Consider the following 23,543-nt stretch of genomic DNA (forward strand, 5'->3'; position numbering starts at 1 on the left):
CAAAATGGCATCATATAACGCGCGCAACCGCGATCCATTGCTGGACAGCACAACGCAGGCAGCCCTTGAGCGACGCAGCAAAGAGTTGATCGGCATCGCCCTGATCCTGCTGGGTTTGGCTGCGGCCGCGATGATCTGGTCCTACACGCCCGATGATCCAAACTGGATGGTGTCCACCGACGCGCCGGTGCAAAATTGGATGGGGCGGATTGGGGCCTCGATCGCCGCACCCTTGTTCATGATCGTCGGCTGGGGAAGCTGGGGCATCGCATTGGTTCTGATCGGTTGGGGTTTTCGGTTTGCGGGCCATTTCGGGGAAGATCGCGCCATTGCGCGTCTGATTTTTGCGCCGATCTGGATCGCCGTCGTCTCGGTGTATGCCGCAACCCTCGTTCCTGATGCAGACTGGCGCGCGACTCACAGTTATGGTCTGGGCGGTTTGTTCGGTGATACGGTCATGGGCGCGTTGCTGACGCTGTTGCCGATTTCGTCACATTTTCTGGTGAAGCTGATGTCGCTGGCCATGGCGGTCGGGATGATTGCGCTGGGTATTTTTGTGCTGGGTTTCACCAAAACCGATGTCAAGCGGGGTTTCCGCGCCTTCCTGCTGGGGCTTGTGATGGCATACGACATACTGATGACCCTGATGGGCCGTGGTGCAGCTTCGGCTGCGCAGGCAGCACGAGATCGTCGCGCGCAATGGGAAGAGCGCAAACTTGCGCGAACCGCAGCGGCCGAGGCCGTGTTCGAGGATGATCTGGCTTATGCCGATCCAATCTTTGAAGAACCTGAACTGGAAAGTCCCGAACCTCCGGTCAAGTCCGGTCTGTTGGCGCGTATGCCGTCACTCATCAGGCGCCCCGATCCCATGCCCGAGCCAGAGCTGGTCGATCCGGAACCAATCGCGGGTTTCGACGAAATGCCGGGTGAAGATCGCATCCGTTCGAAAATCTCGGCCGCTGTGCGCAATCGCAAAGTGGCGACCGGTGAGTTGACACCCGAACCCGACCCGAACCTTCCGCTGACCAAGGGCCGTGGCCGTCGCCCGGGCCCGCTGATCCTGAACGCAAGCCAGCCGGATGGCCTGCCAATGGAACCGCCGGTGACATCAGCAGGACTGCCGCCCGAGCCGCCCGTAACAGTGGGTGACATGCCAGACTGGCAAGAGTCCACGCCGTTTGAAAATGCGCCCGAACCCATGCGGAACCACTATGCATCCGAGCCGGATCTGGAGGACGAGGTATTCGAGGATGTCGAAGAAGCTGTTTTGCAACCACGCCCGGCGATGAAAATCCCGGTAGCCGAACCGCGCAAGCCCGTGGTCGCGCAACCGGTACGCCGTACACCGCAACCGTCTCGCCGCGCACAGGCCGAGGCACAGCCTGCATTATCCTTTGAAGAGCGGCACTCGGACTTCGAACTGCCACCTCTGGGCCTTTTGTCGAATCCGGCCAGCATTCAGCGCCACCATCTGAGCGATGAAGCCTTGGAAGAAAACGCGCGGATGCTGGAAAACGTGCTGGATGATTATGGCGTGAAGGGTGAGATCGTCAGCGTTCGCCCCGGCCCGGTCGTCACCATGTACGAACTGGAGCCCGCTCCGGGGCTGAAGGCAAGCCGCGTGATCGGCCTGGCCGATGACATCGCGCGTTCGATGTCGGCACTGTCAGCGCGGGTTTCGACCCTTCCGGGCCGTTCGGTGATCGGCATCGAACTGCCGAACGAAAACCGCGAAATGGTGGTTCTGCGCGAAATCCTGGCCAGCCGCGATTTTGGCGATGGCAACCAGGCACTGCCGTTGGCCTTGGGCAAGGATATCGGCGGCGAGTCCGTCGTGGCAAACCTCGCCAAGATGCCTCACCTACTGATTGCTGGTACAACCGGTTCCGGTAAGTCGGTGGCGATCAACACCATGATCCTGTCGCTGCTGTACAAGCTGACGCCGGATGAATGCCGCCTGATCATGATCGACCCGAAGATGCTGGAACTGTCGGTCTATGACGGCATCCCGCATCTGCTCTCACCGGTTGTGACCGACCCGAAAAAAGCGGTGGTCGCCCTGAAATGGGTCGTGGGCGAGATGGAAGATCGCTATCGCAAGATGTCCAAAATGGGCGTCCGCAACATCGCGGGCTATAACGGCCGGGTGAAGGATGCGCTGGCCAAAGGCGAGATGTTCAGCCGCACGGTGCAAACCGGGTTTGACGATGAAACCGGTGAACCAACGTTCGAGACTGAAGAATTCGCACCCGAAGCGATGCCCTATATCGTTGTCATCGTCGATGAGATGGCCGACCTGATGATGGTAGCAGGAAAGGAAATCGAAGCCTGCATCCAGCGTTTGGCGCAGATGGCGCGGGCCTCGGGCATTCACCTGATCATGGCCACACAGCGCCCCTCGGTTGACGTGATCACCGGTACGATCAAGGCGAACTTCCCAACGCGGATTTCCTTCCAGGTGACATCGAAAGTCGACAGCCGCACGATTCTGGGTGAAATGGGGGCCGAACAGCTGCTGGGGCAGGGCGACATGCTTTACATGGCCGGCGGTGCCAAGATTACCCGCTGCCACGGGCCCTTTGTCTCAGATGAAGAGGTCGAGGAAGTCGTCAACCACCTGAAACAGTTTGGCCCGCCGGACTACATTGGCGGAGTTGTCGATGGTCCGGCCGAGGAAAAGGCTGACAATATCGATGCCGTTTTGGGCCTGAACACAGGCGGCAATACGAACGGAGAGGACGCGTTGTACGATCAGGCGGTGGCAATCGTGATCAAGGATCGCAAATGCTCGACCTCGTATATTCAGCGAAAACTTGCCATTGGCTACAACAAGGCTGCGCGGCTTGTTGAGCAAATGGAAGACGAAGGTGTTGTTTCGTCAGCAAATCATGTCGGGAAACGCGAAATCCTCGTCCCCGAGCAATAGGATATTTAATAACAAGGGCAGAAGGCCTATCTGTACGGTATGAAACAGATTGCTTTTGCCCTTGCTTTGACACTGGCCGCACCCGCCGCATGGGCGGCGGAGAAGCTGCCGCTCTCGCAGATTTCCAATTACCTGAACGGGTTGAAGACGGTTCAGACGACATTCACCCAGGTGAATGACGATGGCTCGCTGAGCACCGGCAAGCTGTGGATGCAGCGCCCCGGCAAGATGCGGTTTGAATATGACCCGCCCAACAGTGCCGTGGTGCTGGCAAGATCCGGAAGCGTTCAGATCTTTGATCCGAAATCGAACCAGCCGCCCGAGCAATACCCGCTTAAGCGCACGCCGCTGTCCATCGTGCTGGCGCGCAACGTGAACCTGAGCCAGGCGAATATGGTTGTAGGTCACAGCTTTGACGGCACGGCCACCGTCGTCACCGCGCAGGATCCCAAGAACCCCGAAGCGGGCCGGATCGAACTGATGTTCACGGACAATCCGGTCGAGCTGCGCAAGTGGGTGATTCACGACAATGCGGGCAGCCAGACAACGGTATTGCTGGGCGCCATGAATGAAGGCGGTCGCCTTGATCAGAAGCTGTTCTCGGACAAAAAGAGAAGCGGGTCAGGCAATCGCTGACCCGCTTGTATGTGTCAATACCGGCAGTTTGCCAACTGTGCCTGATATAGTTGTGCGCGTGCGTCCACGTCATTGGCAACGTTCAACAACCAGGATTTGCTGTTGTAGCTGCCACGGGCGTACCCTGTGTGACCTTCGTGATAGGCCAGGTATTGATTGCGCGTATCTGCCGGGTGGATACCGTTTCGCTCGTAGCTTTTGTTCATGTACCAGCCGATAAAATCCGAGGCGTCGCGGATGCGATCGCGCTTGGCCCGGCGTTTTCCTGTTTCACGCTGGTACTGTTCCCATGTGCCGTCCAGTGCCTGACCATAGCCGTAAGCGCTGCTTTGACGACCCATCGGGATGACGCCCAATACGTATCTATGCGGAGTGCGCGCATCGTGCCGATAGCGGCTTTCCTGATAGATGGTCGCCATCTGAACGTGAACCGGTACGCCCCATTTGCGCTCGGTGTTCTTGAAGGCTTTGATATAGTCGGGTTTTTCACGCGCAATACTGCACGCATCGTTTAATCTGCTGGGCGGCTGTTTAGAGCCGCCCCCACAGGATGCCAGAAGCAGCACCCCTAGGAGTACGAAAAGAATTCTGCTCATGTGCCTCGTGCCTTTTTTGTGTATTCTAGCGCAGATTGAGCGCTGAGGAAATCACAATCGCTATAAAATGATAGCCAGAACAGCCGGTAACACCGCTACGGAAAGCACTGTGGACACCATGACCATGCCGGCGACGGCGTCGGAATCGGCCCCAAACCGTTCGGCCAACAGGTAAGAGGTTACGGCAACCGGCGTACAGATTTGAAGAACCAGAACGCCAAATGCGATCGTATCCAAATCAAACCATTGCCCGATTCCCCATCCCAGCGCAAAGCACACCGCCAGTTTCAGCGCTGACAGCCACAGCGCCCGCCCCAAGCTGTGCGAGGTCAGACGGGCGATTGCCACACCCAACGTGACCAACATCAGCGGGACAGCCATTTGCCCCAAAAGCTCCAGCGTGTTGGTCAGAAATGTCGGCGTCTGCCATCCTTGCCACAAAAACACTGCGCCAAGGATCGTCGCCCAGGCCATTGGTTGGCGCGCAACCTGTCCCCACGCACCTTTCCCGGCGACCAGATAAATCCCGTAAGTGAAAGAAAACAGCGCGGTAACTGACAGAAAGACAACAGCATATCCCAGACCAATCTGACCAAAGGCAAAGATGCACAGCGGCAGGCCCAGATTTCCGGTATTGCCGAAGATCAAAGGCGACAGATATGTTCGCGGGTCCAGTCTCAGCCCTCGAACGATCAACCAGAACACAACCACCAGCAGCAGATTTGCGACCAGCGTCGCCATCGTGAAGCGCGACAGATCACTGCCCGGGATCTCGGTTTGCATCAGGGCAACAAATATCAGACTGGGCATTGCCAGCATAGTTGCAAAGCGGGTAACGAATTGCAGGCGGTATTCAAAGCCCAGCTTAACCCATGTAAAACCAACAGCCGCCAATAGAAAAACCGGCGCCACGATTTCGAACACTGTCAGTATAAGGTTCACAGACTGTTTCCCTGATTTTCACATCAATGATTGGCTTTTCCGCCCGGAAACGGGTAAAAAAAGCGTTGGGGGCTGATACAATGCTAAAGACACGTGCAAAATACGGCTTGGGCCAGGTGGTTCGTCACAAGAAACACCCTTTTCGAGGGGTGATTTTTGACGTGGATCCCGAGTTTTCGAATACCGAAGAATGGTATCAGGCCATTCCGGAAGACAGCCGCCCAAGGAAAGAGCAACCGTTCTACCATCTGCTGGCCGAGAACGACCAATCCTTCTATGTTGCTTATGTTTCAGAACAAAATCTGGTTGCAGACTATTCAGGCGAACCGGTCGAGCACCCGGATATCCCCAATATGTTCGGACCGTTCGAAGATGGTTCATACCCCCTGCATTTCCACCTGAACTAGCAGAGCCGAACCGGCGGGCATAGGTCTGCCGCAGATCAATATCCAAGCGCACAGCCGTCCTTGCGTGGGTCGCTGGCGCCTTCCAAAACGCCGTCGTTCCGGATTCGGATCGCTTGCGCTCCGCCAAGAGGTGTTTCCGGCACTTCAATATTGTGGCCGATATCGGACAATTGTTTCGCGATTGCCTCGCTGTACCCACGTTCCAGTTTCAGAACCGATCCGTCGAAGAAAGCGCGCGGCGCATCGATGCTTTCCTGCAACCCAAGCCCGAAATCGGTAAGATTTGACACGAAACGCGCGTGTCCGGTTGGCTGATAGGCACCGCCCATGACACCAAACGGCATCGTGACCCGACCGTTCTGCGCCAACATTCCCGGAATGATCGTGTGCATCGGGCGTTTGCCGCCGCCCAGTTCGTTGGGGTGGCCGGGTTGCAATGTGAATCCAGCCCCGCGGTTTTGCAGCAATATGCCGTATTTTTCCGACGCGATACCGGACCCAAAGCTGTGAAAGATCGAATAGATCAACGAAACAGCCATTTGGTCGCGGTCGACGACTGTTATGTAAACCGTGTCCTTGTGAACCGCTTCGGTCAGAGGCGCCGCAGCAGGCATCGCCTTTTGGGGATCGATCAAAGCAGCCAGTCTGGCAGCGATATCCGGATCCAGAAAGCGCTCCACTCTTGCCATGTGGTCGGGATCCGCGATGAACCGGTTTCGAGCGTCATAGGCCAGTTTGGTGGCCTCGGCTTCGATATGAATACGCTCTGCTCCGAATGGATCCATCGAGGCCATGTCAAAATGCTTGAGGATATTCAGCAGCAAAATCGCGGTTGCGCCCTGGCCGTTCGGCGGATGTTCCACCAAATCCACACCTTTGTAGGCCCCATGTATCGGCTGCGTTTCAGTACATCTTGTGTGATGAAAATCCTCAGCGGAATGGACACCACCCCTTTTCGAAAGTGCGGTGATCATATCATCGGCGATTTCACCTGAATAGAACGCGTCGCGACCGTGGGCCGCGATCTGGCGCAAAACCTCCGCCTGTCCCGGCGCACGGAAAACCTGCCCGATCGACGGGGCTTGCCCGTCAATCAGATAGTGGTCGCGGGCGGCGCCCTGAAGTGTTGCGGCACCCGATTTCCAATCGAAAGCGACCCGAGGAGCCACCGGAACACCCGCTTCAGCATAATGAATCGCCGGTTTCAAAATCGCGCCCAACCCCAGGCGACCCTCGGTCTGGGCCAGGTGGCAGAAGGCATCGACGGCTCCGGGAATGGTCACGGCATCCGGCCCATTCAAAGGTACGGATGACAGGCCCTGATCGCGCAACACCTGGGAGTGCGCGGCAGCCGGCGCGCGACCCGATCCGTTGAGTGCGCGTATCCTGCTTTCGCCGGCGCGATTGAACAGAACGAAGCAATCGCCGCCCAATCCGGTCATCTGAGGTTCGCAAATCCCCAAAAGAACAGCCCCGGCAATCGCGGCATCCATCGCGTTGCCGCCCTGGCCCAAGATATCGATGGCCACTTTGGCCGCCAGCGGATGCGACGTCGCGCACATGCCTTGCGTGGCAAAAACTTCGGATCGGCCCGGATTATGCAGATCACGCATGGCGAATTCTCTCTCGTTGGAACAAGAGAAAGCTATTCACTGATCAGCGATTGTCCAGCGATTTCAGGATGGGAAGTTCCTCGGCGCCATTCACTGGGTGGGGGCTGTGATATGTGGCGCCGAGGGAAGCTATCTGAGCTACGAGTCACTGTATGGCGGTTGTTTGCGGCGCGACAATGTTTCGAAAATGACCTTATTGTGACCAATTATGGTCGATCACCCGTTGGGTTCAAAGTCAAACCGCAGGGACAGACGGTTGCATCCCCCGCGCCGCTCGTACCTGATATCACTGGTGAGGCGATGAATCAGGAACCAGCCGAACCCACCTTCGGGGAGGTCTTGCAGATCCGTTCCAATCGGAGCGGGGGTGCCATCCGGAAGTCGGTATCCAGGCAGCGGGCGCCCCGTATCCGAGATCAAGATGTCCAGAAGATCCCTGTCCAATCTGCAGGTGACCTGAACCTTGGCCGCGGCGATGCCATTGTAAGCGTGTTCCACGACGTTGTTGATGGCTTCAGCCAAAGCAATCTTCACATCACCGGCTTTATGCGGGGGCAATCCCCGTTCCGCCAGACCGACGCTGAGCCTTGCAATGCCCTCGCTGGCCTCTGATTCCGTCGCAGGGAAGGTCACTTCCAGACAGGTCTTGTTTTCAATCGGCTCCACGCCATCTATCCCCTGCTGCCGTCAGGCGTCTGTCTCTGACAACGCGTCATCCAGTGTTTCAAAAAGCCTGAAAACCGTATCCATGCGTGTCAGGCGAAAGACCTTTTCGACCACTGGCTGCAATCCGGCCAGATCAAGCCTCCGATCCTTGCCCAGCTGTTTCATGGAGGCAACGATTGCACCCAGACCGCTGGAGTCAATGAACTCGACATCGGACAGATCCAGCACAACGCGATGAGCGCTGTCCTCGGTATTGGCGCGCATGTCTTCCTTGAACTGAATGGCCATTGCAGCATCGATCCGGTCGGCATGAACGGTGATGATCTGAGTTTCGCCGGTTGTCTTGCTGGTCAGCCCCATGATCCTGCCGCCTTCCAAACTGAAATTGAGTCGTAGAAATACGCTAGACGGCAATTCTTACCATTCGGTATTCAAGAGCCCGAAAGCAGGAGGAAAACCCGGATGAGAGACGTTGTAATAGCAGGGGCCGCCCGTACACCGATGGGCGCGTTTCAGGGCATGTTTGACGGTGTTGCTGCGGCTGACCTCGGGGGCGAAGCAATCCGCGCGGCTTTGCAGCAGGCAGGGGTGCAGACGGTCGACGAAGTGCTGATGGGCTGCGTTTTGCCGGCGGGGCAGGGCCAGGCACCTGCGCGGCAGGCCGGATTCGCGGCGGGATTGGGCGAAGAGGTTCCCGCCACGACGCTGAACAAAATGTGTGGTTCGGGGATGAAAGCCGCCATGATGTCCTTTGACCAAATTGCATTGGGTCACGCAGATACGATGGTTGCGGGCGGCATGGAAAGCATGACCAACGCGCCGTATCTTCTTCCCAAGATGCGCGGCGGTGCCCGCATTGGCCACGGCCAGGTGGTTGATCACATGTTCCTCGATGGCCTTGAAGATGCCTATGACAAAGGCCGCCTGATGGGGACTTTCGCCGAAGACTGTGCCGAGGCGCATCAGTTCACCCGTGAAGCACAGGATGAATACGCGCTGCAATCTTTGTCCAACGCGCTGTCTGCGCAGGAAAATGGTGCATTCGATCAGGAAATCACGCCCGTTACCGTCCGGACGCGCAAGGGTGAAACTCTGCTGGAGACAGATGAGCAGCCAAAATCCGCCCGCCCCGAGAAGATCCCGACGCTGAAGCCTGCCTTCCGCAAGGACGGTACGGTGACCGCGGCCAACTCGTCTTCGATTTCGGACGGCGCGGCGGCGCTGGTCCTTGCGTCGGCAGAAACCGCCGAAGCGCAGGGCATGACGGTTCGGGCCCGGATTTTGGGGCATGCGAGTCATGCTCAGGCGCCCGGCCTTTTCACGACGGCTCCGGTTCCGGCGGCGCAGAAGCTCTTGTCACGCATTGGCTGGAGCAAGGATGACGTCGACCTGTGGGAAGTGAACGAGGCCTTCGCGGTTGTGCCGATGGCATTCATGCACGAAATGGGCTTGCCGCGAGACAAGGTGAATGTGAATGGCGGCGCCTGCGCCCTGGGCCATCCCATCGGTGCCTCTGGTGCCCGCATCATCGTTACGTTGTTGAATGCGCTGGAAAAACGTAACCTCAAACGGGGCGTCGCGGCGATCTGCATTGGCGGGGGGGAAGGCACGGCCATTGCCATCGAACGCGTTTGACCCTTCATCTTTTTCCAAATACTCCGGGGGGTTCGGGGGCCGTGCCCCCGACCATCCGAAGGGGTTGCAATCAATGACTGCCGATTATGAAACGCTTGCCAAAACCATCGCGGCCCTGACCGAAGGCGAAACGGACCAGGTTGCTCTTATGGCCACAGTCGCCTGCGAGGTTCACCATTCCGACGATCGTTTTGACTGGACCGGGTTTTACCGTGTCACCGAACCGGGCGTTCTGAAGATCGGCCCCTATCAGGGTGGGCATGGTTGTTTGGTCATCCCGTTCGAACGGGGCGTCTGCGGTGCTGCGGCAAGAACGGGCGAAACGCAACTGGTGCCGGATGTCGATGCGTTTCCGGGTCACATCGCCTGCGCCAGTTCAACTCGGTCCGAACTGGTTCTGCCCGTGCGGGATTCGTCGGGAAAAGTCATCGCCGTTTTTGACATTGACAGCGACCAGCCGGATGCTTTCACGCAACAGGATGCGCGAAATCTGGAAGGCATTTTGACCGCCGTGTTTGCCGGGCACTGACCGTTGCGGTCGTTGCGGATGTGCATCAACCCAAGGGATTCCCGGGCGATTGAACGGCCCGGCTGACTTCGTCTTGCAGGCTTCGAAGCGATCTCCTATCAAAATCCTTAGCGAAGTTTCGTTTTGGGGTGTTTCTCAGGGATGCAAGAGTCTGACATCAATCCGACGGTCGCGGATGAAGCGCCTCCAAAAGGGATCAGACGCGCCCATATGGCGACATTCCCGGATCGCATCGGCGTATTGCCCCATTCGGTGGCAAGCATCGCGCATCAGGTCGACAGAGTTTTCATCTGCCTGAACGAATATCAGGAAGTTCCCGATTTTCTGGGCGAGTTCGACAACGTCACCGCCGTGATCCCTGACCGGGATTACAAGGATGTCGGCAAGTTCATTTTCCAGCCGGATCCGGCAGATACCGTTTTTCTGGTCGACGATGATATCGAATATGCGGACAACTATGTCCGTCAGACCATACGCCGGGCGCGGGGGGTCGGACTGGAAAAACGTGTCTTCGGCTATCATGCCACGACGTTCACAAACCCGACGCCCAGGTCGATACGGCAGCGCACGTTGTTGCGTATGAACCAACGGCTGACCTACTCGACCAGGGTACACCAGCTGGGAACCGGAACCGTCATGGTGTCCGGGTCGCTGTTCCCGACACTGGAATACATGGAAGGCAGCGAGAAATTCGTCGACGTGCGTTTTGCCCGTTACTGTTTCGAAAATGGTATCGAAATGTGGACGCTGCCCAGAAATCGCCGCCGATTTCCCAGCTTGCTTGCCGGGCTTGAGCCGGAAAAGCGCGAAACGATCGCCGACAGTTTCACCCGTCGTTGGCCTCAACACGTGTTGGACGAAGTGAAGGTCTTTGCCGGCCTTCAATTCTAAAGCCGGACGGGCTTTGCACGGTTCAGGCTTTTTCGGACCTGTTTCTGTCGCGAAGGGTTTCCCATGTCGCCGCAGCGCGACGGGGGAACGATATGTGCTGTCTTTTTGAAATGAAGCCCTTGTACGGCAAAAACTGAAATTCGGCTGCTGCGCCCCTGCGGTTTTTCTGGTGTTTCAGGGGCCTGTGCGCCTGCTGGTCCTCAATTCTGTCTTTCGCACACGATGAGGATCGACACCCCATTGAAACCGGGCGTGAAAAAACGCTTGGAAATTTCACCGACTTGCTCCATCGTGAAAAACGAAGGAAGAATTTCACGAGATTCGGAGCGGCCTGTGAACAGCCAAGCCCCCCAAAGCGCGACCCTTGGTGCTGACCTGAGGGCCTTGCGCAAGGCCAGAGGGTTGACCCTGACCGAGATCGCAACTCGGCTGGATCGCTCTGTCGGTTGGTTGAGCCAGGTAGAGCGCGATTTGTCCGAGCCTTCAATCTCGGACCTGCGCCAGATTGCAGAATGCCTTGGCGTGCCAATGTCGATGCTGTTTGCGCATTCCGCTGCCCCAGCAGACGAACAGGGCTACGTCGTGCGCGCCGGGTCGCGTCGCCCGATGGGGTCGGGCGAAGAAGGCCTGATCGAAGAGTTGCTGTCGCCGGATCTGACCGATGATTTCGAAATGGTGCATTCCACGTTCGAGCCAAATTCACGGATGCAGACACCGGCCAACCGCCCGACTCAGGAAGTGGGCTATATGATTTCAGGTCGATTGAACCTGACGATCGGGTCGCGTGAATTCCTCGTGGGGCCAGGCGACAGTTTTCGGATCAAACATGAACCTTATCAATGGGCCAACCCCTATGAAGAGCCTGCTGTGGCCATCTGGGTCATTGCTCCGCCGGTGTACTGATGTCATTCGAGGCCTGGACCATTTTCGCGTTGTTCTGGGTGGTATTCGTCACCACACCGGGGCCGAACGCGGTCAACTGCATCTCGAACGGGATGAGCCTGCCGTTTCCAAAGGCCATGATGGGTGTATTGGCCATACTGACGCAGGCCAGCATGTTTTTGATTCTGTCCGCGCTGGGCGTCACAGCCCTGATTGCCGCTTCTCCGACCGGGTTTTTCGTAGCCAAGCTGGTCGGCGCGGGCTTTCTGATCTGGTTGGGCGTGCGGGGATGGATGAATGCCGGCAAGCCCGCTCCGGTCTCGGAACGCCCGGCCCGGCACGTTTATCTGCACGCGCTGGCAGTGGCCACGATCAACCCAAAAAGCGTCGCGGGCTATCTGGCCGCGTTTTCGCAATTCGTGCAGCCGGACGTGCCGATCTGGCAGCAGATGGTCGTGATCATGCCAACCGCACTTTTCATCACAACGCTCAGCTATACCGGTTTTACCGTGTTGGGCGCTTTGATGGGCAAGGCGGCGCTGGGCGCAGTGTTCAACATCTGGGTGCGCCGGGTGATGGCGGCCTGTTTCATAATCTACGGCGTGTCGTTGGGAACCAGCACCGCGCCTGCGGCAAGGGGGTAGTCTTATGTACAGAGGGTCCTGCCTTTGCGGTTCAGTTACCTTCACCATCGACGGAGACCTTTCTCCACCTTCGGTCTGCCATTGCGGGCAGTGCCGAAAGCAATCCGGCCATGTCTGGGCCTCGACCACGACCCATCAGGACAATCTGAGTTTCTCGGCCCGCGACACGCTGAACTGGTTTCGCGCATCAGACATCGCACGGCGCGGGTTTTGCAACAAATGCGGCTCATTTCTCTTCTGGCAACATACCGAAGAGGACACGATTTCGATTGCCATGGGCGCGTTCGATGCGCCCACGGGCCAAAAGCTCTCGAAGCACATCTTTGTGGCTGACAAGGGCGACTATTACGACATCACGGACGATCTGCCCCAACGGGCACAGTAACAGGGACCAAGACACATGAGTGATTTTCCGACAAAAGCCCGCGTGGTCATCATCGGTGGCGGTGTGGTGGGGGCTTCCTCGCTGTATCATCTGGCCAAGAAAGGCTGGACCGATTGCGTTCTGCTGGAAAAGAACGAACTGACCGCAGGCTCGACCTGGCACGCGGCCGGTAACGTTCCGACCTTTTCGACCTCGTGGGCGATTATGAACATGCAGCGCTATTCGACCGAGCTGTATTCGCGTCTGGGCGAAGAGGTCGACTATCCGATGAACTACCATGTTTCGGGGTCGATCCGTCTGGCGCACAGCAAGGAACGGATGCAGGAGTTCCAGCGGGCCATGTCGATGGGTCGCTATCAGGGAATTCCGATGGAGATGTGGACGCCGGAGCAGGCCAAGGCACGCTACCCTTTCCTGGAAACTCATGATCTTGAGGGAGTCCTGTATGACCCGACCGACGGTGACATCGACCCGGCGCAGCTGACGCAGGCGCTGGCCAAGGGCGCGCGTGACATGGGCCAGAAGATCATTCGGTTCTGCCCTGCCACAGGCGTGAGCCAGCATGACGACGGCACCTGGACCGTCCACACCGAAAAGGGCGATATCGACTGCGACTATGTCGTCAACGCCGCCGGCTACTACGCGCAGCGTGTGGGTGAATGGTTCAAGCCTTATGGTGGTCGCACCGTGCCAGCGATGGTCATGAGCCACCAGTATCTGCTGACTGACGAGATCCCCGAGGTCGAGGCCTGGTCGAAGGAAAACGGTGGCAAGCTGCCGCTGCTGCGCGACGTGGATATCTCCTACTACCTGCGACAGGAAAAGCACGGCTTCAACCTTGGCCCATACGAGCCCAACTGCAAGGGCCACTGGATGACCGAGGACGACCCGATGCCCGAGGATTTCAGCTTCCAGCTGTGGAACGACGATCTGGACCGGATCGAGGACATCGTCACCGACGCGATGGAGCGGGTGCCGCTGATGGCGACCTCGGGCGTGGGCCGCGTGATCAACGGGCCGATCCCTTATGCGCCCGACGGCCTGCCGCTGATTGGCCCGATGCCCGGCGTCAAGAACGCCTTCGAGGCGCATACCTTCACCTTCGGCATCGCCCAAGGCGGCGGCGCTGGCAAGGTGCTGGCCGAATGGATCGTGGATGGCGCCACCGAATGGGACATGTGGGCCGTCGATCCCCGCCGCTATACCGACTACACCGATCAGGATTACTGCAATCAAAAGGGCATGGAGGTCTACGGCAACGAATACGCCATGCACTTCCCGCATCATGAATGGCCCGCCGCGCGCGACAAGAAGCTGTCGCCGGTTCACGCCAAGGTCAAGGAACTGGGCGGCGTCATGGGCGTCTACAACGGCTGGGAGCGCGCCAACTGGTTCGCGCAACCGGGCGATGACACCTCCGAGGAAAGCACCCACACCTGGGGCCGGTCCGGCCCGTGGGAGCAGCGGATCAAGGAAGAATGCGAGGCCGTGCGCGACCATTGCGGCGTGCTCGACCTGCCGGGTTTCTCGCGCTTCATCGTCAAGGGCGAAGGCGCGGCCGAGGCGCTGCGCGGGCTGGTCACCGGTGGCCTGCCCAAGGTCGGGCGGATCAACCTGGTCTACATCGCCGACGACCGTGGCCGCATCCTGACCGAGATGTCCTGCATGCGACTGGGCGAGGATGATTTCGTGATGATCACCGCCGCCACCGCGCAATGGCACGACCGCGACATCCTGATGAACGCGATGCCTGCAGGCGTCACGGTCGAGGACGTGACGACCACCCGCGACACGCTGATCGTGACCGGGCCGAAATCGCGCGAGATCCTGTCGGGTCTGACCGATGCCGACCTCTCGCTGGGCTGGCTGACCCATCAGGCGGCCACCGTGGCCGGACAGCCCGCCCACCTGATCCGCGTGTCCTTCGCCGGCGAACTGGGCTGGGAGGTGCATGCGCTCAACGAGCACATGCCCGCGATCTATGACGCGATCCTTGCCGCCGGGGCCAAGCCGTTTGGCATGTATGCGCTGAACAGCCTGCGCATCGAAAAGGGATACCGCGCGTGGAAGGGCGATCTGAGCACCGACTACTCGCTGCTGGAAGGTGGGCTGGAGCGCTTCATCAAGTTCGACAAGCCGCAGGACTTCCCGGGCAAGGCCGCGTTGCTGGCCGAAAAGCAGCGTGGAGTGAAGAAGTCTTTCGTTACGCTGGTCGTCGAGGCCGGTGACTGCGATGCGCCTTACATGTCCTGCATCTGGCAGGGCGATCAGATCGTGGGCGAGACCACATCTGGCGCCTGGGGCTATCGTGTCGGCAAGTCCGTCGCGCTGGGCATGATCAAGGCCGATCTGGCCAACCCGGGCACCGAGCTCGAGGTGGAAATCTACGGCGAAAAGTGTCGCGCCGTGGTACAGGAGGATCAGCCGCTGTGGGATCCCATAAACGAGCGGCTGCGCGCCTGACACAAGGAGGCCCATATGCGCCCGCGATATTCCAAGCAGGGATCCGGTGAGGGTCCTAACTATGACTGGGAGAACGACCATACCTTCGTGAAGGTTTCCGGTCAGGACACGGGCGGGGCGTACACCCTGATGGAAGACAACTTGAAGGCCAGCTTCGCGCTTGGCCTTCATCGCCACGACAGCCACGCCGAGACTTTCTATTTTCTCGAGGGCGCCGTGGATTTCTATGTCGACGGAGACTGGCACCTGTGCACGCCGGGCACCACCATGCATGTTCCGGCGGGTGTGCCGCATGCCTGCCGGGTTGCCGACAAAAAACCGGCACGGATGCTCATGATCTTTCAACCATCCGGGTTTGATGGTTTCCTTGCGGAACTGGCAAGCATGACCCCGGCGGATTTCGAGGACGAGGCCAAGATGGCCGACCTGAATGCCCGATATGACATCGTGCCGATGGGACCGGTTCCGCCCCATCCCGACGACCAGACCTGAGAAGCCAGCGAAATGAATGCTCCAAAGACGATGTCCGGTGTCTATCTGACGGGTCACGGTGGCCCCGAAGTTCTGGAATGGCGAGATGATATCCCGGTTCCTGAACCCGGGGCAGGGCAAGTTCTGGTTCGGGTCGCCGCCGCAGGCGTGAACAACACGGATATCAACACACGGGTCGGTTGGTATTCCTCGGACGTCACCGGCGCGACGGATGCCGTTGATCAGAAGGTCGAAGCGGGCGGTTGGGGCGGTGCATTGCACTTTCCCCGCATTCAGGGCGGAGATCTTTGCGGCATCGTGGAACAGGTTGGGCCGGGTGTTGCCTTCAAACCCGGGCAGCGCGTGACCTGTCCGATAAACCTGCCGCGCCCGCGCCCGGGAAACCCGCAGGGCTTCATTGCGCTGGGTTCCGAAATCGACGGGGCTTTTGCGCAATACTGCCTGGTTGAAGCCGATGATCTCTATGACGTCAGCGCCTCGCCCCTTTCGGATGTGGAAATCGCCGCCATTCCTTGCGCCTTCGGGACGGCGGAAAACCTGCTGACCCGCGCAGGCGTGACTGCCGGGCACAAGGTGCTGATCACCGGCGCCTCGGGTGGCGTCGGGCTGGCGGCGGTGCAACTGGCCGCCCTGCGCGGGGCGTCGGTTTGGGCTGTAACAGCGGGCACGAAAGCCGAGATCGTGAAATCCCAGGGGGCCGAGAATACGTTTGACCGGAACGACCCGCTTCCGCAGGATATGTTCGATGTGGTGATCGACGTTGTGGGTGGCCCGGCCTGGCCATCGCTGATCCTTTCCCTGAAATCCGGCGGGCACTATGCCGTTTCGGGGGCAATAGCAGGCCCGATTGTCGAAGCTGATCTGCGGGACATATATCTGCGCGACATCACCATACATGGGTGCACGCACCAGGCGCCCGAAGTCTTTGACCGTCTTGTTGAACTGGTGAATACCGGACGGATCAAGCCACTGGTTTCCCGGACCTATCCGTTGAAGGATATTGGTATTGCACAGGCTGATTTTCAGTCAAAGACTCTTCCGGGAAAACTGGTATTGGTGCCCTGAGGAGTAATGACATGGCGGATATCACTCTTTTGGACGGCTCTATCGGGCAGGAACTGGTAAAACGCAGTGGCGACCGGGCGACACCGCTGTGGTCGACGCGCGTGATGATCGATCACCCCGATTTGGTCGCGGAAGTGCACCGCGATTATTTCAGCCGGGGTGCGACGGTCGCGACAACCAATACTTATGCCGTCCATCGCTCTCGTCTGGTGCGGGTGGGGATGGAGGATCATATGCCTACCCTGATCGACACCGCCCTGACACAGGCCGTACGTGCCCGAACGGAAACCGGGGGGCGGATTGCGGGTGCACTGGGGCCATTGCTCGCTTCATATCGCCCCGACCTTAACCCGGACCCTGCGGACGCGGCTGAAAAGTTCGCCGAACTTGTGGCCATGATGGCCGCGCGGGTCGATCTGTTTCTGATCGAGACCGTATCTTCGATACAGGAAGCCGAGGGCGCAATGCGTGGCACGGCCGGATGCGGAAAACCGGTTTGGCTGTCCCTGTCGGTCAATGATGACGATGGCAGCCTTCTCAGGTCCGGCGAAGCGTTGGCGGACATTGCTCCGCTGGTGGAAGAGTTTTCACCCGATGCCGTGTTGATCAACTGTTCCCGCCCCGAGGCGATCCCGGCGGCGCTGGAGGTTCTGTCCGGCGTGAATCGGCCATACGGGGCCTACGCCAATGGTTTCACGCATATTTCGGATGGCTTCCTTCAGGATGCGCCGACCGTGGATGCCCTGCAAGAACGGCATGACCTTGGCCCCGGGGCTTATGCGGATCAGGTGATGCGGTGGATCGATCAGGGGGCAACGATTGTTGGCGGGTGCTGCGAAATCGGGCCGGATCATATCGAAGAACTGGCGAACCGGTTGCGGGCCGCCGGTCATAACATCGTTTGAAGAAAATGGCGGCAGAATCTACTTCGGACGCTCCAAAACAGGCCATCCGGCATTTCGACATCCTTGTCGCGCCGGGTTTCGTGCTGTTGGAGCTGGCGTCGTTGGTAGAGGTATTGAGGCTGGCCAACCGCGTATGCCCAAGCCCTCCGTTCACCTTCACCTATCGCTCGCTCAAAGGTGGCCCGATTGCCAGCAGCAGTAACGCCGTGGTTCAAACAGAAGCGGTGCCGTCACAGCCAAGGGCGGATTACCTGTTCGTAATCGGCAATTCAGACCCGGACCATCCGGATTTGTCGTTGGGGCGGGTGGTGTCGGACTATACCTTCCGGGACGCCAAGGTGTTCCTGCTGGCCGAAGCCGCCAGCCGCTATATCGACGAGCAGGGAACAGCCGACCTGGCAACCCATTGGGAAAACGCATCGTTCCTGCGGGAACGCGGCGCCCGGTTCGAAGCCAAACTGTCGATCGCAACCGAAAAGGGCGCGGTTGTGACATGTGCCGGGATGGAGGCCACGACGGATATCGCCTTGGCGGTGATCGGGCGCCATATCTCGGGGCCTGCGAAGATGACCGTGGCCGACATCATGCTGCATGAGAATATCCGCGATTTCGCTTCGATGCAGCCATTCTCGGGCGCCAAATTGACGGCGACAGGCGATTCGAAGCTGGATCAGTGCATAAAGCTTATGCAGGCCAATATCGAAGACCCCCTGCCGATCAATCAGATCGTCGAATCGCTGCACCTGTCGAACCGGTCCCTCGAGCGTAAGTTCAAAACCTTTTTTGGAACCACTCCCAACGGATTCTACCGGGAAATGCGACTGGCCAAGGCAAATAACCTGTTGCTGAACACCACGATGAGCGTACGCGAAATTGGTTTGGCCTGTGGTTTTCCGAACGGGTTTTCGTCTGTTTACAAAAGCTTCTTCGGGGTCACGCCCTTTGTCGTACGTCGGCAAAAGCGAGCGGCATCACATCGGTGAAAACTGCGGATTTCGTGACGTTTTTGGTGCATTTGTTGTCGATCTTCCGTGGCAACCTATGCCAAACCTGACACAGCGGAGATTTCAGGATGGTTGATCTTCTCAGCAAGGCCCGAGCGGTCATCATCGGCGGTGGCGTCATCGGATGCTCGGTCGCTTATCATTTGACCAAGAAGGGTTGGAAAGACGTCGTGTTGCTTGAGCGAAAGCAGCTGACAAGTGGCACCACCTGGCATGCAGCGGGTCTGATCGCACAGCTGCGCGCCACCGCAAACATGACCAAGCTGGCGAAGTACAGTCAGGAGCTGTATGGCTCACTCGAAGAGGAAACCGGTGTCGCCACGGGCTTCAAGCGCTGCGGGTCGATCACCGTGGCGCTGACCGAGGAACGCAAAGAGGAAATCTATCGTCAGGCTGCGATGGCGCGGGCGTTTGGCGTCGAGGTCGAAGAAATCTCGAATGAGCGCGTGCAGGAACTGTATCCGCATATCAATCTCGAGGGCGTCAAGGGTGCAGTTTATCTGCCGCTGGACGGGCAGGGTGATCCGGCCAACATCGCGCTGGCTCTGGCCAAGGGCGCCCGCCAGCGCGGCGCCATCGTCAAGGAACGGGTAAAGGTCACCGATATCGTCAAACAGGGCCGCAGCGTGACCGGCGTGGACTGGGTGGCCGATGACGGCAGCGCCTCGGGCCATATCGAGTGTGACATGGTGGTCAACTGCGCCGGCATGTGGGGGCACGAAGTTGGCCGAATGGCGGGCGTAAACGTCCCGCTGCACGCCTGCGAACATTTCTACATCGTGACCGAGAACATCGACGGCCTGACGCAGCTTCCGGTTCTGCGGGTGCCGGACGAATGCGCCTATTACAAGGAGGATGCAGGCAAGATTCTGCTGGGTGCCTTCGAGCCCAACGCCAAGCCCTGGGCGATGGAGGGCATCCCAGACAGTTTCGAATTCGACCAGCTGCCCGAGGATTTCGACCATTTCGAACCGATCCTCGAGGCCGCCTGCAACCGCATGCCGATGCTGGCCGAGGCAGGCATTCACACCTTCTTCAACGGGCCCGAAAGCTTCACGCCCGACGACGCCTATCACCTTGGCCTTGCGCCCGAGATGGACAACGTCTGGGTCGCCGCCGGCTTCAACTCGATCGGGATCCAGTCGGCGGGCGGCGCGGGCATGGCGCTGGCCGAATGGATGGACACAGGTGAAAAACCCTTTGACCTGGGCGATGTGGACATCAGCCGGATGCAGCCCTTCCAGGGCAACAAGCAGTATCTTTTCGAACGGTCCAAGGAGACGCTGGGCCTGCTCTATGCCGACCACTACCCCTATCGCCAGAAAGCCACCGCGCGCGGCGTGCGCCGGACGCCATTCCACCACCACCTGAATGAACACGGTGCCGTGTTCGGTGAACTGGCCGGGTGGGAGCGCGCCAATTGGTTCGCCAACGAAGGGCAGGAACGCGAATACAACTACAGTTGGAAGCGTCAGAACTGGTTCGAGAACTCGGCCGCCGAACACCGCGCTGTGCGCGAAAACGTGGGCATGTACGACATGTCCTCGTTCGGCAAGATCCGGGTCGAGGGCCCCGATGCCGAGAAGTTCATGAACTATGTCGGTGGCGGCGACTATGCCGTGCCCAATGGCAAGATCGTCTACACGCAGTTTCTGAACCGTTCCGGCGGGATCGAGGCGGATGTCACCGTCACCCGCCTTTCCGAGACCGCCTATCTGGTGGTCACCCCGGCGGCGACGCGCCTGGCGGATCAGACCTGGATGATGCGTCGTTCGGGCAATTTCAACGTGGTCATCACCGACGTCACGGCGGGTGAAGGCGTTTTGGCGGTGATGGGTCCGAATGCGCGGGCCTTGCTGGAGAAAGTCTCGCCCAACGACTTCTCGAACGCGGCAAACCCCTTCGGCACCGCGCAGGAGATCGAGATCGGTATGGGCCTCGCCCGCGCCCACCGCGTCACCTATGTGGGTGAGCTGGGCTGGGAGATCTACGTCTCATCCGACATGGCGGGCCACGTCTTTGAAACGCTGCACGAGGCGGGGCAGGACATGGGGCTGAAGCTGTGCGGCATGCACATGATGGACAGCTGCCGGATCGAAAAGGGCTTCCGCCATTTCGGCCATGACATCACCTGCGAAGATCACGTGGTGGACGCCGGGCTGGGCTTTGCCGTCAAGGTGGACAAGGGCTGCGACTTCATCGGCCGCGAGGCGGTGATTGCGCGCAAGGAAAGCGGCCCGAAATCGCGCCTTGTGCAATTCCGCCTGACCGATCCCGAGCCGCTGCTGTTCCACAATGAACCGATCGTCCGCGATGGCGAGTATGTAGGCTATCTCAGCTCGGGCAACTATGGCCACACGCTGGGAGGTGCGATTGGCTTGGGTTACGTGCCGTGCGAGGGGGAGAAGGCCGCGGACGTTCTGGCCTCGACTTACGAGATCGACGTTTGTGGCACGAAAGTCCGGGCCGAGGCGTCGCTCAAGCCGATGTATGACCCGAAATCCGAACGGGTCAAGGTGTGACCACGGGGTTCGGTGGGGGCTCTGCCCCCGCCGCCTTCGGCGACTCCCCCGGGATATTTTCGGCCAGATGAAGATTGGTGCCCCTTGTTCATCTGGCCACAAATATCCCGGAGCGCGAGGCAGAGCCTCGCATTTCAGACCTCGCGTGAAAAGCGTGGTCTGACAACTCATCAAACATTGTTATGTGACACTTCACTGTTTTCAGAGTTTTCAACCCGTTCATTTCTGCCTTAAACCGAACCGGTATCAACCGGAGACCCGATGTGGCAGACACGCTTCTACCTTCACAGAACACGGACACACCAAAGGGGCTTGCGCTGGCAGTCACGGCCTATGTCCTGTGGGGGTTCTTGCCTCTGTACATGAAAGCGCTGGATCATATGGGCGCGGTCGAGGTTGTGGCGCACCGTGTTATCTGGTCAGTGCCTGTGGCCGGGTTGTTGCTGGTTGTCCTGGGCCGAACCCGGGATCTGAAGGCCGCGCTTGGCAATCCGAAGATGTTGGGTATGGCCGCTTTGACAGCAGCGCTTATTTCCGTGAACTGGGCGATTTACGTATGGGCCATTTCCACGGGCAACGCACTGGATGCGGCGTTGGGTTATTACATCAACCCCCTATTCAGTATCGCGCTGGGGGCAATCCTGTTGAGGGAACCCCTGACACGGACACAATTGTTCGCGGTCGGATTGGCCGCGCTGGGTGTGGTAGTACTTGTGGTGGAAGCCGGTCGTTTGCCTTGGGCGGCTCTTGGGTTGATGATCAGCTGGGGATTCTACGCGTTCTTCAAGCGCTCGCTGCCGATTGGGCCGAACCAGGGTTTCCTGCTTGAGGTCCTGATCCTTTTGATTCCGGCACTGGTCTATGTCACCTTTCTGGGTGTGCGGGGCACTGGTCATTTCGGTGTCGCGATGACGGACACATTGTTGTTGTCCTGTGCAGGGGTCGTGACGGCGGTGCCGTTGCTGGTCTATGCAAACGGCGCCAAACTGGTGCGCCTGTCCACGATGGGCATCCTGCAATACATCGCACCGACCATGATCTTCATTACAGCGATAACCCTGTTCGGCGAAAAGATTGACACGGGCCGGATGATCGCATTCCCACTGATCTGGGCGGCTCTGGTCGTTTACTCGATCCCTATGATCCGGCAGGCGCGCGGTCAGGCCTGAAGCAACAGGCGCGCGGCTGCATCCGCCCAAAGCGCATACGCCCGGGGGCTGGGATGATAGCCATCCGGTGCAGCCAATGCCGGATCGTCCGGCAGGTCGAGTGGCAGGTGTTGAACATGCGGGAATGCAGCCGCAACCTCTTGCAACCCCTGATCCAGGCGCGCGGCCTGGCATCCAAGCACCCAGGCCAGCGGCTGAGGCAGGGCCGGAAACCTGTTCATCTGCGGGACTGCGGTTGCGACGATGCGACGAGCCCCCAGGTTTTTTGAAAGCAAGCGGATAAGGCGGGTCTGGCGGCGCGCAAATTGCTGGCGTGTCACAGCCCGGGTGACATCATTGACGCCGAGTGCCGTAACGACAGCATCGAATTCGCCTTCCATTTGCGAAAGACGGTCGATCGTGTCCTGGGTGGTGTGCCCGGTTGTCGCTTCCAGCTGCCATTCGACCGCATAGTGCCCGGCCAGACGGTTGACCAGATTGCCGGATAACGCCTGATCCTGCGTGCCTGCGCCCACTCCGGCTGCCGAACTGTCACCGGTGATCAGAAGCCGCAGACGCGGCCCGCGCCCTGTGCGGCCTTCGCGCGGGCCAGTCGGTTCCGGCAGCAACTGCGCGTTCCTGCGTACCGATAGGCCCTGCGCGGCAAGCACCGGAAGCAAGGGAACCCGCAAAATCTGATCGGCAGCCAGTGAACGAGGCATTGTCAGCTCAGCGCGTTTTTGAATTCCAGAAAACGAGCGTCTGTCATGACCCGCGCCATCATGGCATCGCGCAAGGCACCTACCGTTTTGTAGGGGCGCATGACGACCTCGAAAACCTGGATCAACCCATCGTCGTTCAACGTAACAAGATCCACGCCGATACCATCCAGATCACCGACTTTGCATTGAAACTCCAATGCCCAGTCTTTCCCGTCGCCCATGACGCGCCGATAACGAAAATCTGAAAACACCTGCCCGACATGCCCCAGAACGGCAGCGACCGGTGCGCGCCCTGTCCAGGTGCTGTAGTATGTGGGCGGCAGGAACTGCACATCTTCGGCCAGGAGCTGATGGATCAAGGCCTCATCGCCCTTTGCGACAACCTCTTGCATGCGTTCAATTGTCGGGTGCATGGCATCTCCTCCACTTTTGAAGAGAAGGTCACCGAACATGGGCGGGCATGCAAGGAC

At 59.1% G+C, this 23,543-nt stretch carries 23 protein-coding genes; 16 read left to right on the forward strand and 7 right to left on the reverse strand.

Annotated elements, in window-relative coordinates; all coding sequences use genetic code 11:
- Positions 1–4: 4 nt before the first annotated feature.
- Positions 5–2,926 carry a DNA translocase FtsK gene (locus GOW56_RS05870; RefSeq protein WP_171205283.1) on the forward strand — a complete coding sequence of 974 codons (2,922 nt, stop codon included), beginning with the start codon at positions 5–7 and terminating at the stop codon, positions 2,924–2,926.
- Positions 2,927–2,965: 39 nt separating this feature from the next.
- On the forward strand, positions 2,966–3,562 hold the full coding sequence (locus tag GOW56_RS05875) for an outer membrane lipoprotein carrier protein LolA (protein ID WP_152459252.1): 597 nt from the start codon (positions 2,966–2,968) through the stop codon (positions 3,560–3,562).
- A 14-nt stretch (positions 3,563–3,576) separates the two neighbouring features.
- Here GOW56_RS05875 and GOW56_RS05880 read toward each other — a convergent pair whose 3' ends face one another.
- The gene (locus GOW56_RS05880; protein ID WP_152459251.1) at positions 3,577–4,158 is read right to left on the reverse strand and encodes a lytic transglycosylase; all 582 of its coding nucleotides are present in this window, start codon (positions 4,156–4,158) and stop codon (positions 3,577–3,579) included.
- A 60-nt stretch (positions 4,159–4,218) separates the two neighbouring features.
- Positions 4,219–5,100 (reverse strand): AEC family transporter, encoded by an 882-nt coding sequence (locus tag GOW56_RS05885; RefSeq protein WP_171205284.1) that lies wholly within the window; start codon positions 5,098–5,100, stop codon positions 4,219–4,221.
- An 80-nt stretch (positions 5,101–5,180) separates the two neighbouring features.
- Between GOW56_RS05885 and hspQ the strand changes: the two genes are divergently transcribed.
- Entirely contained in the window at positions 5,181–5,507 is a 327-nt protein-coding gene (gene hspQ, locus GOW56_RS05890; RefSeq protein ID WP_117872061.1) for a heat shock protein HspQ, read from the forward strand.
- A gap of 35 nt (positions 5,508–5,542) precedes the next feature.
- On the opposite strand, the gene ggt is transcribed toward hspQ, so the two are convergent.
- The 3 genes from ggt to GOW56_RS05905 all read right to left on the reverse strand — a co-directional run bounded on the left by ggt (position 5,543) and on the right by GOW56_RS05905 (position 8,146).
- The gene (ggt, locus tag GOW56_RS05895) at positions 5,543–7,120 is read right to left on the reverse strand and encodes a gamma-glutamyltransferase (RefSeq protein WP_171205285.1); all 1,578 of its coding nucleotides are present in this window, start codon (positions 7,118–7,120) and stop codon (positions 5,543–5,545) included.
- Between the two features lie 216 nt (positions 7,121–7,336).
- Positions 7,337–7,786, reverse strand: a complete 450-nt coding sequence (locus tag GOW56_RS05900; protein ID WP_171205286.1) for an ATP-binding protein — start codon at positions 7,784–7,786, stop codon at positions 7,337–7,339.
- Positions 7,787–7,807: 21 nt separating this feature from the next.
- On the reverse strand, positions 7,808–8,146 hold the full coding sequence (locus GOW56_RS05905) for an STAS domain-containing protein (protein WP_117872067.1): 339 nt from the start codon (positions 8,144–8,146) through the stop codon (positions 7,808–7,810).
- A 102-nt stretch (positions 8,147–8,248) separates the two neighbouring features.
- Here GOW56_RS05905 and GOW56_RS05910 point away from each other — a divergent pair, with 102 nt between their 5' ends.
- From GOW56_RS05910 to rarD, 13 genes are all read left to right on the forward strand, one after another.
- Positions 8,249–9,421 (forward strand): acetyl-CoA C-acyltransferase, encoded by a 1,173-nt coding sequence (locus GOW56_RS05910; RefSeq protein ID WP_171205287.1) that lies wholly within the window; start codon positions 8,249–8,251, stop codon positions 9,419–9,421.
- Between the two features lie 73 nt (positions 9,422–9,494).
- Complete coding sequence (locus GOW56_RS05915) at positions 9,495–9,950, forward strand: GAF domain-containing protein (RefSeq protein WP_171205288.1); 456 nt, start codon at positions 9,495–9,497, stop codon at positions 9,948–9,950.
- Positions 9,951–10,091: 141 nt separating this feature from the next.
- Entirely contained in the window at positions 10,092–10,841 is a 750-nt protein-coding gene (locus tag GOW56_RS05920; RefSeq protein WP_171205289.1) for a hypothetical protein, read from the forward strand.
- Positions 10,842–11,174: 333 nt separating this feature from the next.
- Complete coding sequence (locus GOW56_RS05925) at positions 11,175–11,744, forward strand: helix-turn-helix domain-containing protein (RefSeq protein WP_152459243.1); 570 nt, start codon at positions 11,175–11,177, stop codon at positions 11,742–11,744.
- Entirely contained in the window at positions 11,744–12,367 is a 624-nt protein-coding gene (locus tag GOW56_RS05930) for a LysE family translocator (protein WP_171205290.1), read from the forward strand. The genes GOW56_RS05925 and GOW56_RS05930 overlap by 1 nt, the downstream gene beginning before the upstream one ends.
- 4 nt (positions 12,368–12,371) lie before the next feature.
- Positions 12,372–12,752, forward strand: a complete 381-nt coding sequence (locus GOW56_RS05935) for a GFA family protein (RefSeq protein ID WP_171205291.1) — start codon at positions 12,372–12,374, stop codon at positions 12,750–12,752.
- 15 nt (positions 12,753–12,767) lie between these two features.
- Entirely contained in the window at positions 12,768–15,215 is a 2,448-nt protein-coding gene (locus GOW56_RS05940; protein WP_171205292.1) for an FAD-dependent oxidoreductase, read from the forward strand.
- A gap of 15 nt (positions 15,216–15,230) precedes the next feature.
- Positions 15,231–15,707, forward strand: a complete 477-nt coding sequence (locus tag GOW56_RS05945; protein ID WP_171205293.1) for a cupin domain-containing protein — start codon at positions 15,231–15,233, stop codon at positions 15,705–15,707.
- Positions 15,708–15,719: 12 nt separating this feature from the next.
- Positions 15,720–16,772: an alcohol dehydrogenase family protein gene (locus GOW56_RS05950; RefSeq protein WP_152459238.1), complete on the forward strand. Its 1,053-nt coding sequence runs from the start codon at positions 15,720–15,722 to the stop codon at positions 16,770–16,772.
- A gap of 11 nt (positions 16,773–16,783) precedes the next feature.
- On the forward strand, positions 16,784–17,677 hold the full coding sequence (locus GOW56_RS05955; protein WP_171205294.1) for a homocysteine S-methyltransferase family protein: 894 nt from the start codon (positions 16,784–16,786) through the stop codon (positions 17,675–17,677).
- A 5-nt stretch (positions 17,678–17,682) separates the two neighbouring features.
- Entirely contained in the window at positions 17,683–18,660 is a 978-nt protein-coding gene (locus tag GOW56_RS05960) for a GlxA family transcriptional regulator (RefSeq protein WP_171205295.1), read from the forward strand.
- Between the two features lie 89 nt (positions 18,661–18,749).
- Positions 18,750–21,203 (forward strand): FAD-dependent oxidoreductase, encoded by a 2,454-nt coding sequence (locus GOW56_RS05965; RefSeq protein WP_171205296.1) that lies wholly within the window; start codon positions 18,750–18,752, stop codon positions 21,201–21,203.
- Between the two features lie 263 nt (positions 21,204–21,466).
- Positions 21,467–22,372, forward strand: coding sequence for an EamA family transporter RarD (gene rarD / locus GOW56_RS05970; protein WP_171205297.1), 906 nt, complete (start codon positions 21,467–21,469; stop codon positions 22,370–22,372).
- Here the strand turns inward: rarD and GOW56_RS05975 are convergent.
- Positions 22,363–23,073, reverse strand: a complete 711-nt coding sequence (locus GOW56_RS05975) for an SGNH/GDSL hydrolase family protein (protein ID WP_171205298.1) — start codon at positions 23,071–23,073, stop codon at positions 22,363–22,365. The genes rarD and GOW56_RS05975 overlap by 10 nt on opposite strands.
- Before the next feature lie 2 nt (positions 23,074–23,075).
- Positions 23,076–23,486, reverse strand: coding sequence for a nuclear transport factor 2 family protein (locus GOW56_RS05980; RefSeq protein ID WP_152459232.1), 411 nt, complete (start codon positions 23,484–23,486; stop codon positions 23,076–23,078).
- Positions 23,487–23,543 lie beyond the last annotated feature (57 nt).

It is taken from the genome of Ruegeria sp. HKCCA0235A (assembly GCF_013033235.1).
In the GTDB taxonomy this organism is placed as follows: Bacteria; Pseudomonadota; Alphaproteobacteria; order Rhodobacterales; family Rhodobacteraceae; genus Ruegeria.

What these genes read in the sequence shown, in the direction of transcription:
- GOW56_RS05870 (WP_171205283.1), top strand. Translation starts at nt 5, where the DNA reads ATGGCATCATATAACGCGCGCAACCGCGATCCATTGCTGGACAGCACA.
- GOW56_RS05875 (WP_152459252.1), top strand. Translation starts at nt 2,966, where the DNA reads ATGAAACAGATTGCTTTTGCCCTTGCTTTGACACTGGCCGCACCCGCC.
- GOW56_RS05880 (WP_152459251.1), bottom strand. Translation starts at nt 4,158, where the DNA reads ATGAGCAGAATTCTTTTCGTACTCCTAGGGGTGCTGCTTCTGGCATCC.
- hspQ (WP_117872061.1), top strand. Translation starts at nt 5,181, where the DNA reads ATGCTAAAGACACGTGCAAAATACGGCTTGGGCCAGGTGGTTCGTCAC.
- ggt (WP_171205285.1), bottom strand. Translation starts at nt 7,120, where the DNA reads ATGCGTGATCTGCATAATCCGGGCCGATCCGAAGTTTTTGCCACGCAA.
- GOW56_RS05905 (WP_117872067.1), bottom strand. Translation starts at nt 8,146, where the DNA reads ATGGGGCTGACCAGCAAGACAACCGGCGAAACTCAGATCATCACCGTT.
- GOW56_RS05910 (WP_171205287.1), top strand. Translation starts at nt 8,249, where the DNA reads ATGAGAGACGTTGTAATAGCAGGGGCCGCCCGTACACCGATGGGCGCG.
- GOW56_RS05915 (WP_171205288.1), top strand. Translation starts at nt 9,495, where the DNA reads ATGACTGCCGATTATGAAACGCTTGCCAAAACCATCGCGGCCCTGACC.
- GOW56_RS05920 (WP_171205289.1), top strand. Translation starts at nt 10,092, where the DNA reads ATGCAAGAGTCTGACATCAATCCGACGGTCGCGGATGAAGCGCCTCCA.
- GOW56_RS05930 (WP_171205290.1), top strand. Translation starts at nt 11,744, where the DNA reads ATGTCATTCGAGGCCTGGACCATTTTCGCGTTGTTCTGGGTGGTATTC.
- GOW56_RS05935 (WP_171205291.1), top strand. Translation starts at nt 12,372, where the DNA reads ATGTACAGAGGGTCCTGCCTTTGCGGTTCAGTTACCTTCACCATCGAC.
- GOW56_RS05940 (WP_171205292.1), top strand. Translation starts at nt 12,768, where the DNA reads ATGAGTGATTTTCCGACAAAAGCCCGCGTGGTCATCATCGGTGGCGGT.
- GOW56_RS05945 (WP_171205293.1), top strand. Translation starts at nt 15,231, where the DNA reads ATGCGCCCGCGATATTCCAAGCAGGGATCCGGTGAGGGTCCTAACTAT.
- GOW56_RS05950 (WP_152459238.1), top strand. Translation starts at nt 15,720, where the DNA reads ATGAATGCTCCAAAGACGATGTCCGGTGTCTATCTGACGGGTCACGGT.
- GOW56_RS05955 (WP_171205294.1), top strand. Translation starts at nt 16,784, where the DNA reads ATGGCGGATATCACTCTTTTGGACGGCTCTATCGGGCAGGAACTGGTA.
- GOW56_RS05960 (WP_171205295.1), top strand. Translation starts at nt 17,683, where the DNA reads ATGGCGGCAGAATCTACTTCGGACGCTCCAAAACAGGCCATCCGGCAT.
- GOW56_RS05965 (WP_171205296.1), top strand. Translation starts at nt 18,750, where the DNA reads ATGGTTGATCTTCTCAGCAAGGCCCGAGCGGTCATCATCGGCGGTGGC.
- GOW56_RS05975 (WP_171205298.1), bottom strand. Translation starts at nt 23,073, where the DNA reads ATGCCTCGTTCACTGGCTGCCGATCAGATTTTGCGGGTTCCCTTGCTT.
- GOW56_RS05980 (WP_152459232.1), bottom strand. Translation starts at nt 23,486, where the DNA reads ATGCACCCGACAATTGAACGCATGCAAGAGGTTGTCGCAAAGGGCGAT.